The organism is Flavobacterium resistens (assembly GCF_900182645.1).
Taxonomy (GTDB): Bacteria; Bacteroidota; Bacteroidia; order Flavobacteriales; family Flavobacteriaceae; genus Flavobacterium; species Flavobacterium resistens.
In genome coordinates, this window is the sequence record NZ_FXTA01000001.1 from 426,540 (window position 1) to 441,383 (window position 14,844).

Annotated in this window: 17 protein-coding genes; 2 read left to right on the top strand and 15 right to left on the bottom strand. The window is 35.5% G+C overall.

Annotated features, from left to right (window positions below; genetic code table 11):
- Positions 1-2: 2 nt before the first annotated feature.
- The 4 genes from FN795_RS01725 to FN795_RS01740 form a co-directional block, all read right to left on the bottom strand.
- Positions 3-734 carry an SDR family NAD(P)-dependent oxidoreductase gene (locus tag FN795_RS01725; protein WP_035644419.1) on the bottom strand — a complete coding sequence of 244 codons (732 nt, stop codon included), beginning with the start codon at positions 732-734 and terminating at the stop codon, positions 3-5.
- A 5-nt stretch (positions 735-739) separates the two neighbouring features.
- Positions 740-958 carry a tautomerase family protein gene (locus FN795_RS01730; protein ID WP_026729644.1) on the bottom strand — a complete coding sequence of 73 codons (219 nt, stop codon included), beginning with the start codon at positions 956-958 and terminating at the stop codon, positions 740-742.
- 4 nt (positions 959-962) lie between these two features.
- Positions 963-1,517, bottom strand: a complete 555-nt coding sequence (locus FN795_RS01735) for a YceI family protein (protein ID WP_142449039.1) — start codon at positions 1,515-1,517, stop codon at positions 963-965.
- Between the two features lie 187 nt (positions 1,518-1,704).
- Positions 1,705-2,277: a Crp/Fnr family transcriptional regulator gene (locus FN795_RS01740; RefSeq protein ID WP_142449041.1), complete on the bottom strand. Its 573-nt coding sequence runs from the start codon at positions 2,275-2,277 to the stop codon at positions 1,705-1,707.
- Positions 2,278-2,440: 163 nt separating this feature from the next.
- Between FN795_RS01740 and FN795_RS01745 the strand changes: the two genes are divergently transcribed.
- Both FN795_RS01745 and FN795_RS01750 read left to right on the top strand, forming a co-directional pair.
- The gene (locus FN795_RS01745; RefSeq protein ID WP_142449043.1) at positions 2,441-2,839 is read left to right on the top strand and encodes a DoxX family protein; all 399 of its coding nucleotides are present in this window, start codon (positions 2,441-2,443) and stop codon (positions 2,837-2,839) included.
- A 211-nt stretch (positions 2,840-3,050) separates the two neighbouring features.
- Positions 3,051-4,640: an ABC-F family ATP-binding cassette domain-containing protein gene (locus tag FN795_RS01750; protein WP_142449045.1), complete on the top strand. Its 1,590-nt coding sequence runs from the start codon at positions 3,051-3,053 to the stop codon at positions 4,638-4,640.
- 307 nt (positions 4,641-4,947) lie between these two features.
- On the opposite strand, the gene FN795_RS01755 is transcribed toward FN795_RS01750, so the two are convergent.
- The 11 genes from FN795_RS01755 to FN795_RS01805 form a co-directional block, all read right to left on the bottom strand.
- Positions 4,948-5,715: a LytR/AlgR family response regulator transcription factor gene (locus tag FN795_RS01755; protein WP_142449047.1), complete on the bottom strand. Its 768-nt coding sequence runs from the start codon at positions 5,713-5,715 to the stop codon at positions 4,948-4,950.
- Positions 5,696-6,712, bottom strand: a complete 1,017-nt coding sequence (locus FN795_RS01760; protein WP_142449049.1) for a sensor histidine kinase — start codon at positions 6,710-6,712, stop codon at positions 5,696-5,698. Before FN795_RS01760 ends, FN795_RS01755 begins: the two co-directional genes overlap by 20 nt.
- Before the next feature lie 377 nt (positions 6,713-7,089).
- Positions 7,090-7,851 (bottom strand): DUF1223 domain-containing protein, encoded by a 762-nt coding sequence (locus FN795_RS01765; RefSeq protein WP_142449051.1) that lies wholly within the window; start codon positions 7,849-7,851, stop codon positions 7,090-7,092.
- 93 nt (positions 7,852-7,944) lie between these two features.
- Complete coding sequence (locus FN795_RS01770) at positions 7,945-8,355, bottom strand: organic hydroperoxide resistance protein (protein WP_142449052.1); 411 nt, start codon at positions 8,353-8,355, stop codon at positions 7,945-7,947.
- Positions 8,356-8,435: 80 nt separating this feature from the next.
- Positions 8,436-9,452: an alpha/beta fold hydrolase gene (locus tag FN795_RS01775; RefSeq protein ID WP_142449054.1), complete on the bottom strand. Its 1,017-nt coding sequence runs from the start codon at positions 9,450-9,452 to the stop codon at positions 8,436-8,438.
- A gap of 204 nt (positions 9,453-9,656) precedes the next feature.
- Positions 9,657-10,070 (bottom strand): cupin domain-containing protein, encoded by a 414-nt coding sequence (locus FN795_RS01780; protein ID WP_142449056.1) that lies wholly within the window; start codon positions 10,068-10,070, stop codon positions 9,657-9,659.
- A gap of 34 nt (positions 10,071-10,104) precedes the next feature.
- Positions 10,105-11,415 carry an epoxide hydrolase family protein gene (locus tag FN795_RS01785; protein ID WP_142449057.1) on the bottom strand — a complete coding sequence of 437 codons (1,311 nt, stop codon included), beginning with the start codon at positions 11,413-11,415 and terminating at the stop codon, positions 10,105-10,107.
- Between the two features lie 173 nt (positions 11,416-11,588).
- Entirely contained in the window at positions 11,589-11,807 is a 219-nt protein-coding gene (locus FN795_RS01790) for a DUF2798 domain-containing protein (RefSeq protein ID WP_142449059.1), read from the bottom strand.
- A gap of 70 nt (positions 11,808-11,877) precedes the next feature.
- Entirely contained in the window at positions 11,878-12,297 is a 420-nt protein-coding gene (locus tag FN795_RS01795; protein WP_142449061.1) for an organic hydroperoxide resistance protein, read from the bottom strand.
- A 115-nt stretch (positions 12,298-12,412) separates the two neighbouring features.
- Complete coding sequence (locus FN795_RS01800; protein ID WP_142449062.1) at positions 12,413-13,696, bottom strand: epoxide hydrolase family protein; 1,284 nt, start codon at positions 13,694-13,696, stop codon at positions 12,413-12,415.
- Between the two features lie 31 nt (positions 13,697-13,727).
- On the bottom strand, positions 13,728-14,669 hold the full coding sequence (locus FN795_RS01805; RefSeq protein ID WP_208743569.1) for a nitrilase-related carbon-nitrogen hydrolase: 942 nt from the start codon (positions 14,667-14,669) through the stop codon (positions 13,728-13,730).
- Positions 14,670-14,844: the final 175 nt, after the last annotated feature.

Below are 14,844 nucleotides of genomic sequence, written 5' to 3' on the forward strand. Positions count from 1 at the left end.
AATTATAAGTTGTGCCCTGCTGCTTTTCCTCCGTCAACATTGATAATGGCGCCGGTAATAAAATTACTTTTGGCAACAGTGTACACCATTTCGGCAACATCGTCAATTTCTCCAACTCGATTTAACAAGTGCAGACCAGCAGCCGCATCAGCATTATCACCGTGCATTGGCGTTCTGATTACTCCCGGAGCAACTGTATTGAAACGAATGTTTTGTTTACCAAATTCTGCCGCTAATTGAACCGTAATAGCGTGAATTGCTCCTTTACTTGCTATTGGCGCTGAAGCTGGCCATCCACCCAAACCGTGATTTACAAGCGGTGTTCCAATATTGATTACAACACCACCTTTTTGTTCCAACATTTGAGGAACTACCGCTTGTGTTGTGAAATAAGTTCCTTTTAAGTTGGTTGTCAAGAATTTATCTAAATAAGCTTCATCAACTTCCAAAAATGGTTTACTGTCAAAGATTCCTGCATTGTTTACCAAAACATCTACTGAACCGAATTTTTCGATTGCAATTTTCACTAATTGTTCTCCTGTTTGTTTGTTGCTGATATCTCCTGCATACATGGCCAAATTATCGCCTCCGCCAAATTCATTAAAAGCATTTTCTAATGACGCTGGTGTTACCGAATTGATTACAACATTATCTCCTCTGTCCAAAAAGTATTTTGCAATTCCTTTTCCAATACCAGATGCTGCTCCGGTAACGATTATCGTTTGTTTTTTCATGATATTTATTTTTTATCGGCAGTTATGCCTTTTTCTCTTAATACTGATACTTGTTCTCCTGCGTAACCCCAATCGTCTAATTCAACTTCCTGAATTACAACGTGAGTCAAATGCGGATCTTTGTTTAAAACCTCGGTAATCAAATTGGTTATTCCGCTTATTAATTGTTGTTTTTGCTCGCGTGTTACGCCTTCGCGAGTCAATTCTAATTTTACGTAAGGCATGGCTTTAGTTTTTAGATTGTTCTGAAAATATGGCTTCGGCAGTGATATTAAAATCAAGATCAAAGTCATTGTAGATTAATGTATCGCCTAAATCGACAAAGAAATTTCCTGAGCGGAATTTGATATCATATTTGGTACGATCAATAATCATTTTCCCTGTAAGGGCGATTGCATTTCGATTGTTTTCTAACGTTGCTTCAAAACCTGCAACGTGTGTAATATCTTTTATGGTAAGATTGCCTTCAAGATAAAAAGTGCTGTCTGATAATTCTTTTACAGAAAGAACATCAAAAGTTGCTGTTGGAAATTTTTCGATTGAGAAAAAATCATCTGAGGCAAGATGACCTCCGAATTGTGTGTTTGTCGCCGGATCTGTTACGTCCAGAATTTTAATAGAAGCGGTGTCAATTACAACTTTCCCGCCTTTTACTTTTCCATCCTGCAAGATGAAATTACCTTCTTTGATACCAATTGTACCATTATGTGCACCGGTTACTTTTCTTCCAGTCCATTCTACGTTGCTGTTTGAGCTTACGATTTTATAATTTGTTGTTTCCATTGTGATTGTATTTAAGTGTATTTAAAATTACAGTACAAAGGAACGACGACTATGAAAATGGGTTACGTGACCTACATCACATTCTTTTTTGAGGTTCTAAGATGCTAAGATTCTAAGGCGCTAAGGTTTTTATTTTGGATTCTCGAAATGACAAACTAGATTTTGAATTGCAATACAAATCAAAAAACTACGAATTATAAAGTCTGCTCAGTGTTTCTCTGGAAACTCCTAAATATGCGGCTATTAAATGCTTTGGTACAAGATTATATAATTGAGGATATAATGCCAAAAGCTCTTCATAACGTGCTTTGACGTTATTATTCATAAACGATAAAAGTCTTTTTTGGGAAGCAATATATCCTTTGTTTGTTCTCCAGCGGAAGAAATGTTCCACTTGGTGATATTCTTTACAGAGTTTTTCACGGTCTTCGTTTGACAGGCAAAGCACTTCAGCATCAGTAATGCAATCAACATTTATGGTTGCTTCAGTTTGATTGTATAAAGCACTGTAATCAGATGTCCACCAGGTTGGCATTGCAAACTGCAATATGTACATTTTGATTTCATCATTTATAAAAAATGCTTTAAGACAACCGGAAATCACAAAATATTCGCAGTTTACTTTATCTCCGGCGCTAATAATGGTTTGTCCTTTTTTAAAAGACAATGGCTTAAAATGAGAATAGAAATAATCGAATTCCTCTTCTGTCAATACAGCAGTTTTGGCGATATGTTGTTGCAAAATGGCTTTGGTTTCCATTATTAAATTTCGGTTTTAAAGTATTCTGTAAAGTTATGAAATCAGATGAACTTTCGGATTGTCTATTTCAGAAATCAATTTGTCCGTTTCACCAAAAAACTCATATGTTTTCTGTTGGATCTGACGCAATTTTGTCCTGTTTAACAACTTAAAAATTAAAATCATGAACACAAAAACGACAAAAATTATTTATTGGACAGGAATTATTTTAACCTCTTTATGGTTTGGTGCCAGCGGATATTTCGAACTTACAACCAACAAATTAGTTTGGGAAATTACACAACAATTGGGTTATCCTGCACATTTTATTTACATTCTCGGTGTATTTAAAGTCGCTGGAGTAATCACATTATTGATTCCGAATAAATTATTACGATTGAAAGAATGGGTCTTTGCTGGAATTTTCTTTGACATCACTTTTGCTTTCTTTTCAAAATTAGCGGTATTGGACTTTCCTTCAACAATCGATGCTATTATTGCTTTTGCCATGGTGAGCGTAACATACGCCATGTTTAGAGAATTATATTCAGCTAATTATTCTAAAAATGCGATTGTAAGCTAATTTTAAGGTTTTTTAAGCCTCAAAAAATATAAAAGCGTCTAAGAAACTTCTCAGACGCTTTTTGTTTTGTTATGAGTTTTTAAAACATTTATTATCTTTGCACTTTCAAATAAAATACTTCCGTAAATGTGAATAAATAATTTCTTTCAGATATAGAGACAGCAAGCCAGACTTGGTTTTTGCTGATTTATTAATGCTTAAGAAAGAGATTATGATCATTCTGCAAAACATTTCATATACACATTCTAATACAGAATTGCTGTTCGACGCAATCAGTTTAACAGTAAATACAGGCAATAAAATCGCCTTAACAGGACATAACGGTTCTGGAAAATCAACTTTGCTTAAAATTATAGCAAAAGAATTATTTCCGTCAGGCGGAACAATCGAAATTGAGACTGAACCGTATTTTATTCCGCAAATCTTCGGACAATACAATCATTTAACGATTGCCGAGGCTTTACAAATTGATCAAAAACTTACTGCTTTCCGCGAAATTCTCGAAGGAAATGTAAGCGAAACCAATTTAAACCTTCTTAACGACGACTGGACAATTGAAGATCGTTGCAATGAAGCTTTAAATTACTGGAAATTAAATGGTTTAGATTTAAATCAGAAAATGGAATTTTTAAGCGGTGGCCAGAAAACAAAAGTATTTCTTGCCGGAATTGCTATTCATCAGCCCAAACTTATTTTACTAGACGAACCCAGCAATCATCTAGATGTTGAAGGACGAAATTTATTGTACCAGTTCATAAAAACTTCAACAACTACAATGTTGATTGTAAGCCACGATCGTAAACTTCTGAATTTGCTTGATACAACTTGTGAGCTAAAATCAAACGGAATCAAAACGTATGGTGGTAATTATGATTTTTATTTAGAACAAAAGAATATCGAAAAAAATGCTTTAGCACTTGATATTCATTCGAAAGAAAAAGCACTTCAAAAAGCCAAGGAAAAACAGCGAGAAACGATCGAAAGACAACAAAAATCAGATGCAAAAGGCAAAAAGAAACAAGAAAAAGCCGGAGTTGCCCGCATTATGATGAATACGTTAAAAAATAAAGCCGAAAACAGTACATCGAAAACCAAAAGCGTTCACGAAGAAAAAATTGGCGGTATTTCACAGGAATTACGTGAACTGCGTGAAAATGTTTCGAGTTTAAACAAAATGAAATTCGGACTTGATAATTCGCGTTTGCATAAAGGAAAAATACTAGTAACTGCCGAATCGCTGAATTATGCTTACAGTGAAGAAAGCATCTGGAAAACCGACTTGAATTTCCAAATCCTTTCGGGCGAAAGAATTGCTTTAAAAGGAAATAACGGTTCCGGAAAAACAACGCTGATCAAATTAATTTTAAAAGAATTACAGCCAAAATCAGGAAATCTTAAAATAGCAGATTGCAAAAGCGTTTATATTGACCAGGATTATTCCTTAATCAACAATGCACTAACGGTTTATGAACAGGCACAACAAAGCAATATTTCAGGTTTAGAAGAACACGATATTAAAATGAGGCTAAACCGTTTTCTTTTCGGCAAATCAGATTGGGATAAACCTTGCGAGTTTTTAAGCGGAGGAGAAAGAATGCGCTTAATGCTTTGCGGTTTAACAATTACAAATCAAGCCCCGGATTTAATCATTTTAGATGAACCAACAAACAATCTTGACTTGCAAAATATCGAAATTCTGACTGCTGCTTTAAATGAATATCAGGGAACTTTAATTGTAGTTTCACACGATGAAATATTCTTAAAAGAAACAAACATAAATAACTGTATTTATTTACTTTAGAAATATTTATATAAACAAAAACTTAAAATATAATTCATGCAAAAAGATAGATAATTTAACTGCAAAGCACGCAAAGGTTTGCGCAAAGGTCACAAAGAATAATTCTCATTTTTTGTCATCCTGAGCGAAGTCGAAGGACCGCAAAATTATTCCTCAAAGTTTAATTTTTTTGAAGAATTTCTTTGCCGAGCTACTTGCGCCCCTTCGACTTCGCTCAGGGTGACAAACTGGATGTTGCAATCTTTAATAAAAACTTTGCGTAAACCTTTGCGTACTTTGCGGTTAAACTATTTACATTTCACAATTATCAACGGTTTTCCAGCCAGCTTAAAAAAGCCGTCGCTTTCTCTTTTCCAACTAATAATTTTTCCTCTGTTGGAATAGTAAGTTTAATAATCAGCTTGCGTGAAAAGTAATGTTCCGCTTCTCTTATTGCCGAAAAATTCACTAAATATTGCCTGTTCATTCTGAAAAACTGAATTGGTGACAACAACTTGTGCACCTCATCTAACGACTGTGTAATCTGATATTCATTTTTATCAAAAGTCATAATCGTTGGCGTTTCATTTTTGATGTAGAAAAACGCAATATTCTCTGTCTGAATTGTTTGGTATTTATTGTTTTTAAAAACCAAAAAACTGCTTTTACCTGTATTTTCGCCGGTTCTCGTTAAAAGATAATCGAAATCAGGCATCATTTTTTTATTTCTTTGGAAGAAGTTTTTCAACTCGCCTGCTTTTTTAATCGCTTGTGAAATACTGTCTCTCGAAAAAGGTTTCAATACATAATCAATTCCGTTTGATTTAAAAGCTTCAATCGCATAATCATCGAAAGCCGTACAAAATATCACCGGAGACAAAACCTCAACGTTTTTAAAAATCTCAAAACAAAGTCCGTCAGCCAGCTGAATATCCATAAAAATAAGATCCGGTTGATCATTTTCCATAAGATAACTCACCGCGCCGTCAATACTCTGAATGTACGATAAAATCTGGGCATCAGGTCTGATACTCAAAATAAGCTGACCAAGTGCTTTGGCCGTTTTTACTTCATCTTCAATTATTACGATATTCATAAATAAGCGGTATTTTTACTTTAAAAGTCGTCTCGTTTTTATCAATTTCAATTTCCTTGTGAACCAAATGCATAAAACGCTGATTAATATTATCCAAGCCAACGCCTGTTGACAAAGCGCCTCTTTTCAACTGAATTGGATTTTCAATTACCAGAAAATCATTTTCGGTATACAATTTAATTCGCAGTGGTTTATCCAAAGAAACTACATTATGTTTGATACAATTTTCAATCAGCAATTGCAATGAAAAAGGCGGAATGGCACAATCGTATTGTTTTTGATCAATCTCATTTATCACTTCAAATCCGTCTTCAAAACGTGCTTTAAGCAAATAAATATACGAATCCAGAATCTGAATTTCCTCTTTCAAGGATATCAAGTCAAGCTTTCGGCTCTCTAGCGTAAAACGGTAAAAATCAGATAATTTCAAAATAAAATCTGAGCTCTGCGGATCCTGCATATCCACCATTGATTTTAACGTATTCAAACTATTGAATAAAAAGTGCGGATTAACCTGCTGCTTCAAAAGTTCGTATTGTGCACCAAGATTTAAGGCTTTAGTTCGTTCAAGCTCGACTCCAATTTGTTGGGTCTGATAATTCTGAAAAAGCAAATGCAAAAACATATACACAATCAAATTAATCAAAACACCGCGCAGTTCAAACATTATTGGCGCATCCATTTTCGAAACCTGAAAAAGCTCTTGATGCGCGATTACCAGTACAACCATAAGTAAGATCCCCAATACAACACTCAACAATAACTTCCAGTTAAACAAGCTTTTATTAGTGCGTTGTGCCGAAAATTTTGGCAAGCTGTAAATGTTGTAATACCAAATAAAAAGAGAAAACAACAAAGTAATCGAAGAATTGATCACAAGATCGCCAGGTGTTGAAACCATGTCGAACAATTTGGGTATTGAAGCAAGAATTGCAAGTGCTATAGAACTTCCCCAAATGACACGTTGGGAAACCTGAAAGCGTTTTACTTTTTCCATATATTTTTTTGTTTCAAGTTTTATCCCGATAGCTATCGGGACAGTTTTCAAGTTCGATATACTTTGCCAAAGATAACGATAAAATAACGGGGTTTTTATAGCAAAAAACAAAGAATTTAAAATTAAGCTTCATCTCTATTTCAGCAAATATCAATATTAATCTTTTACTTTATATTAAAATATTAAAAAAACTGGTATTCAATATTTTAACATTGAAAAATAATCACGTACTGACATTTCGTCAGAGTTAAAAACAAGCTATTTTCCAGACTAATTCTGCTCAAAATAGAAGTTTTTCAGTTGACAGAATAATTCAACTATCTTCTTAAAAAATATTTCTACTTTACAGCAAAAACCATCTTAAACTCTCCTCTATTTTACAATAAATTTTGTGTAAAAACTGCTCGGTTTGCACCCAAAATAATTCCCGAATTCATGTCCTGAACGAAGCCGATAATTTCAAAATCTTTAGAATTAAAACCTTTTGGTAAAGACAAGGAAACATTCCCTTTTTGATTTCCAGTCAAAGCAAAACCATTCAGGCTTCTGACAATTTGAAAATGCGACAAAACATGATTGGCATTCTCTCCTCTTTTCACATTGCTTTTAGCCGCTTTTTGGACCACAGCAACATACAAACGATTGTTTTTTGAAATCTTATTTATGTTATAATTCAAGTTCAGTTTGTTTTCCTGCTTACTTGCTTCCAAGGTTATTTCAGTAACAGCAGGTTTTAAAAGCGCTGTTCGTATTCCATTTTGAACCGCCGTTTCCTGAGAACCGATATAATCTATTTTGCCGTTGATAATAAGTTGTGGCGTATAAATAGGATCTTTTTCCATGAATTTAGCGTAATCATATTGTCTTTTTGTGTTTGCTGCATTGCTAAAAACATCTTTCCAGCCTTGTTTGTCCCAATAATCAACATGATACGATAAAACAAAAACATTGCTGTCTTTGTATTCATGCTGAATTTTCCCCATCAATTCATCTGCCGGCGGACAGCTCGAACAGCCTTCGGAAGTATAGAGTTCTAAAAAGGCAAAACCTTTTTTATCTTTATTATTTTGGCTGAAAATACTATTCCCAATTAAGAAAAACAGCATTATAAAAGCGCTTATTATTTTTATCTTTTTCATGATTATAAAATTAAGAGTTAGACGTTATCAGTTAGGAGTTAAAAGTTAGTTTCGAAAACAACTCATAACTCCTAATTCATAACTTATAACTTTTTAAAGAATATTAAGCTCAACATTAATGTTTCCTCTTGTCGCTTTTGAATAAGGGCAAGTTTGATGCGCCTGAGCTGCTAATGCTTTAGAAGTTTCCAGATCCAAACCTGGCAAACTGATATTTAATCTTGCCTGTAAAGAATATTCGCCTTCCGTTACACATAAATCAACCTCAGCATCTACCGCAGTATCAGCTGGAAGTTTAATTCCTTGTTTTGAAGCTGCGATTCCTAAAGCTCCAATAAAACAAGCAGACCAGCCCGCAGCAAATAATTGCTCTGGATTTGTCCCCGGACGTGAAGATCCTGGTGAACTTAATTTAATATTCAATTGTTCATCTGAACTTTGAGAAGCTCCTTCTCTACCACCTGTTGTGTGTGTTTTTCCTGTGTATAAAACTTTTGTTTCCATGATTTTTTGTGTAAAATGTTATTTGTAAAAAGTAAAATGTTAATTGTTGTTTTATTGATTTTTAATATTGTTATTGAAATCTATTTCAAGTTATCCGCGTCGATTATCGCTTGCGCAAATGCTTTTGGGTCTTCTTGTGGTACGTTATGTCCGATTCCTTTTAATATTCTGTGTTCGTATTTTCCTGTGAATTTGCTGGCATACGCTTTTCCATCCGCGAAAGCGCCGTCAAAATCGCTTCCAATTGTAATTGTTGGAACTTTAATCGCAGGTTTTGAAGCCAGACGTTTTTCTAGATTATCATATTTTGATTCTCCTGCTTCAAGAGATTGTCTCCATCTGTAATTGTGAATTACGATTGCTACATGATCTGGATTATCAAAAGATTGCGCTGTTTGATCGTAAGTTGCTTTGTCGAAATTCCATAACGGAGAAGCGATTTTCCAGATTAATTTATTGAAATCATAAGTGTTTTGTGTATAACCTTGTTTTCCTCTTTCAGTTGAGAAGTAATATTGGTACCACCATCCTAATTCAGCTGTTGGTGGAAGCGGTTTTAAATTTGCTTCTAAATTTACCACTAAATAACCGCTTACTGAAACTAAGCCTTTTACGCGTTCTGGCCATAGTGCTGAAACCACAACTGCTGTTCTCGCTCCCCAGTCAAATCCGCCAATTACGGCTTTGTCTATTTTAAGCGCATCCATAAAAGCAATAATATCACTCGCTAAAGCCGCTTGCTGTCCATTTCTGAAGGTATCTTTTGAAAGAAAGGTTGTTGTTCCAAAACCTCTTAAATAAGGCGCAAAAACGTGATATCCTTTTGCAACTAAAATCGGAACGACTTCATTATAACTATGAATATCATAAGGCCAGCCGTGAAGTAAAATTACTGGAGTTCCATTTGACGGACCTGCTTCGGTATAACCTACGTTTAATAAACCAGCGTCGATTTGTTTTAAAGTTCCGAGTGAACTGCTTGCCTCAATTGTTTGTTTTGTAGCTTGTCCGTTCGTTATATTCACATTCATAAAAAGAATGACAATTAAGATTGATTTTGCAAAAATGTTGTTTGTAATTTTTAATAGCGTTTTCATAATTTTATTTTTTTTGATTAGTTGATTATCAGTTAATTTCTTCGTCAAAGGTATCTTGACAATCCCCGTTTTAAAAGGAGAAAAAAGGTGAAGTGGACAAAGTTTGAGGTGAAATGGACAATTAATAATTGTGAATTGTAAATTGTTAATTATAAATTGGTTTAACCGCATTTCAACTTGAAACTTGAAACCTGAAACTTAAAACTACTTTTTCAAAACCAAAACCGGTTTTCCTTTTTCAACAACATATGTTGCCAATTCAGAAGCTTTTGTATTTGTATTATTTCTTGCTGAATGCACAACGCCTGCTGGAATAAAAAGAACTTCTCCAGCTTTTAATGTCACCGGCGCCTGACCTTCAACTTCATATTCTAATGAACCTTCGAGTACATAAATAATCTCTTCGCCCGGGTGAAAATGTTTCCCGAAAGCCGAATAGGCTTCAAAATCTATTCGGGCCTGAACCGCTTCGCGTCCTGGAACGCTTAAATCATGTTTTTGTAAATCGGTACGTTTTATTCCGTTTTGAGCTGCAATTTGATTCGGAATCAAAAAGGCAATGATTCCTAAAATGATGATCGCGATTATAACCCAGGTTTTTTGTTTTTTCGTTTCCATAACTTTTTATTTAGTGATTAGTTAATTTTTAGCATTAGTGTTTTCCTCTTAGTCCTCTAAAAGCGTCGCGTAATTCAACTGTAAAGATTTGTGGTTCTTCCCATGATGCGAAATGTCCGCCTTTGCTTACTTCATTGTAGTAAGACAGGTTTTTATATGCTTTTTCTGCCCAGCTTTTTGGTGCCTGATAAATCTCTCCAGGAAAAACTGTAATCGCAACCGGAATTTTAATATCGGCTGTTTTTTGTTCCAAAGCATTGAAATTGTTATTGTTATTTTCCCAATACAATTGTGCCGAAGAATTAGCTGTATTTGTCAGCCAATACAATGAAATATCATCCAGCATTTCGTCTTTTGTAAGCGATTTTTCGGCATTTCCTCCGCTGTAAGTCCAATCGTTAAATTTGTCTAAGAAAAACGAAGCCAAACCAACCGGAGAATCCGTCAATCCATAACCCAAAGTCTGCGGACGCGTTACCATCATTCCAGCATAACCGCCACCTTTTGTATATAATTTGGTAAGCGAATTAAACGCTGCTTTTTCCTTAACCGATAATCCTGCGGGAGCTGAATCACCATTTTTTAAAGCTTTGGCAATATCTGCAGGAACTGTTGCCGGCATGTTTACATGAATTCCCAATAAACCTTCCGGAGCTTGGCGTGCCATAGCATCGGCAATTACAGAACCCCAGTCACCACCTTGTGAAACATAATGTTTGTAACCCAAACGTTTCATTAAAACATCCCAGGCGTTTCCAATTTTTTCTGGTCCCCAACCTGTTCCTTTTGGTTTTTCAGAAAAACCGTAACCTGGCATTGATGGAATAACTAAATCAAAAGCATCTTCCGCTTTTCCTCCATAAGCAGTTGGATCTGTTAATGGTCCAATTACTTTTAAAAGTTCGAAAAATGAACCCGGCCATCCGTGAGTAATAATCAACGGTAAAGCATTTTTTTGTTTTGATTTGATATGGATGAATTGAATATCCAGTCCGTCGATGTTGGTTACAAATTGAGGAAGTGCATTTAATTTATCTTCTGTTTTATGCCAGTCGTAATCGGTTCCCCAATATTTAACCAAGTTCTGAATCTGATCTAGTTTTACTCCCTGCGCTTGATCTGTTACCGTTTCTTTTTCTGGCCATCTGGTAGCATTTACACGATTGCGAAGATCTGTAATCGCTTCCTGTGAAATGCTAATATGATACGGACGAATTAAAGTAGCATCTGACGGAGAAGATTGTTTCTCTTTATTTTGAGCAAAAGAAACGGAAGCTGCCAACATAAAAGCGCCGGTTGCAATTACGTTTATAAAATTGTGTCTGTTTTTTTGAAGTGTTTTCATTTTTTTTGATTTTTAAATTTGTGTTATCAGTTAATTTCTTGGTCAAAAGTATTTCGATAACCCTTCTTACGAAATGAGAAAATAGTCCAAACGGACGAAGTTTGGGGTGAAATGGACAGGCTTAAAGTTGAATTTTTATATGCTTTTCAGTATTGATTCAGTATCAATGCTCGTTATTCATTTTTGTTCAGCCAATAAGAAACCAATGAAGCTACTTTCGGTCCAATTACCAAAATAATCGGAATAACAATAGTGTAAGCTATCAACCAAGATTTCAGCCATTTGAATAAAAACTTTTCATTGTAACCAATATTAATGCTGATGAGTGTAAAAGAAATAAGGCCTGTAATAATAAAGCCCATAATGATAGCGGTAATAACTTTTTGTTTCATAATTCTCAAATTAAAAAGGTCCTGTTTCTAAAAAAATAGAATCAGGACCTTTAAGAAGATTTTCCTTTTTTTAAATAAGGTTGTACTCTGTTTTGACGTTGCCTTTTATAGCTTTAGAATAAGGACAAGTTTGTGATGCCCCTTCTATAATGCTTTTTGCAATTTCTGGATCTAAGCCAGGTAAGCTAATGTTTAAACGCGCCTGTAATGAATATCCATCATCACCTGAAACTAAGTCAACTTCTGTACTGACATACTGTTCTGCAGGAAGCGTTACTTTTAAATTTGCTGCTGCTTTTCCCATCGCTCCAATAAAACAAGCTGACCAGCCTGCTGCAAATAATTGTTCCGGATTAGTCCCAGGACCTGTTGATCCCGGACTTGAAAGTTTAATATCTAATTTACCATCTGAACTGCGAGATTCGCCTGTTCTTCCACCTGTTGTATGCGTTACAGCTGTGTAAAGCACTTTTGAATTGTTTGTTTCCATTTTTGATTTATTAAAATTATTGTTGTTTTTAAGATTCTGAGATACATAAGACTCTAAGTCTATGAGTTAAAAATCTTAGCAACTCAGCATCTTAGTGTCTTAGCTTCTTTTTTTATTATCTAAGCGATTTGAATGCAAGACGTAGTTCTGCTGTAAATAATTGCGGCTGTTCCCAAGCTGCAAAATGTCCTCCTTTATCAACTTCGTGAAAATAAATTAGGTTTTTGAATGCTTTATGTGCCCAGGTTTCTGGCGATGTAAAGACATCTTCCGGAAATACTGTAATAGCTACAGGCAATTTGATCTGGTCTGTTTTCATTGATGCCGAACCAACGATCTCAAAGTTTCTGTTCTCCCAATAAATCCTTGCTGCAGAAGTGGCGCTATTTGTAAGCCAATACAATGAAATATCATCTAAAACTTCATCTTTTGTTGGCGATTGTTTAGGATCTGTTCCGTATGACCAATTAGCAAAACCGGGATGTAAAAGAAGCCATGCAGCAAGACCGGCCGGAGAATCATTTAACGCGTAACCAACTGCCTGAGGTCTTGTAGTCATCGTCATTTTATAAGTGAAATCGCCATCTTTAATTGATTTACTAAGATGATTAAACGAAGCACGTTCTTTTGCAGAAAAACTTTCTGGTGCTATTCCGCTTGCAAGAGCCTTTCCTCCTTCTGTTGGCAATGTTGCCGGTAAATTACTATGAATACCGAGCAATCCTTTTGGTGCTTGTAATGCCATCGAATTCACAATACCAGCTCCCCAATCACCACCTTGGGCAACATATTGTTTATATTCCAAACGATTCATTAATACAGCCCACGCTTTTGCAATGCGGTCAATATCCCATCCGGCTTCTGTTGGTTTGCCCGAAAAACCAAAACCAGGTAATGAAGGTATAATAACATCAAAAGCGTCTTCAGCTTTTCCTCCATAAGCAACTGGATTCGTTAATGGACCAATAACATTTATAAATTCAAATACTGATCCCGGCCATCCGTGACTTAAAATAAGAGGCATCGCATTCTTTTCTTTAGAGCGAACATGAATGAAGTGAATATCGACACCGTCAATTTTAGTTACAAATTGCGGATAAGCGTTTAATTTTGCTTCCGCTTTTCTCCAGTCATAACTAGTACACCAATAATGTACTAAGTCTTTCATTTTAGACAGATTTGCTCCTTGAGACTGATCTGAAACCGTTTCTTTGGTTGGCCATTTTGTGTCCAGAATACGTTCTTTTAGATCTTTTAAATCGGCATTCGAAATATTTATTCGATAAGGACGAATTGACTCATCTGTTTTTATTTTCTCTTGTGCTGTAACTTCACTCAACACAAGCGAGAATAGTATCACCCATAATGTATGAGCAATGATTTTTGCTTTATTTTTCATTTTGTTTTTTTTTGTTTTTATTCTGCAAAAATTATTCTTGCAAAATGGTTTGTTCATTGCGTTCATGAACATGAGGTTTTGGAGTTCTGTCAATCAATAAACTTAAAAGTTCGGGACGACTGTAGTGACCACTTGCATCCATAAGCCTTTTGCGGGCATCTATTTGTGCAAAGTCAATTTCGGCTATAACTTCTCCTTCTCCAGATTTAAGTGCTTCGCCAATAACTTGTCCATCAGGACCAATAATCGCTGTAAAACAGCCTTCGCTAATGGCTCCAATTGGACCGCCAGTATCTTTAGCAATTTGAGCCTGTTGCTCTTCATCTAGCCATCCCGTTGCAACAACAACAAAACATGCTGATTCAAGAGCGTGCTGACGAACATTCACTTCTGTTTGTTCACTGAACACCGAACCAAAAATAGAGCCCGGATACATAGCCGAATGTATTTGTTCTCCATCTGCAATTAATGCATATCTGAATAATGGATTGTAATGTTCCCAACAAGCTAGCTGACCAATACGACCAACGGCACTGTCAATAGCACGCAAGCCAGAGCCATCGCCTTGCCCCCAAACCATTTTTTCATGGTAAGTTGGTGTTAGTTTTCGACGACGCTGAATAAGTGTTCCGTCTGCATCAAAAAGGAGTTGTGTATTGTAAATTGTTCCACCATCTCTTTCATTCACACCAATAGAAACTACCATGTTGGCTTCTTTTGCTGCTTTTCCTATTGCATCAGTTGCATCAGATGGAATTGTTACTGATTCTTCAAGCAGGCGTTGATGCTCTTTTCCCATTGTAAATGGAGCCTGCAAAAAAGAGAAATAAGGATAATAGGGCACAATTGTTTCTGGAAACGTGGCAAATTGAACACCTTGTTTCCCAAGTTCAATTATTTTGTTAACCACCTTCTCTACTGTTTTATCCCTGCTATATAAGACAGGACTAATTTGTACGGCAGCAACTTTCATAACTCGACTTGTTTCTAAATTTTTAATATTTTCCATTGTAATTATTTTTAAATCAACTGGTAATCAATCAATTTCTGGGTCAAAAGTATTTCGACAATCCTACTTACGAAATCAGAAAATAGTCCAAACGGACAAAATTTGGGGTGAAATGGACAGAATTGGAGTTATGAGTTTT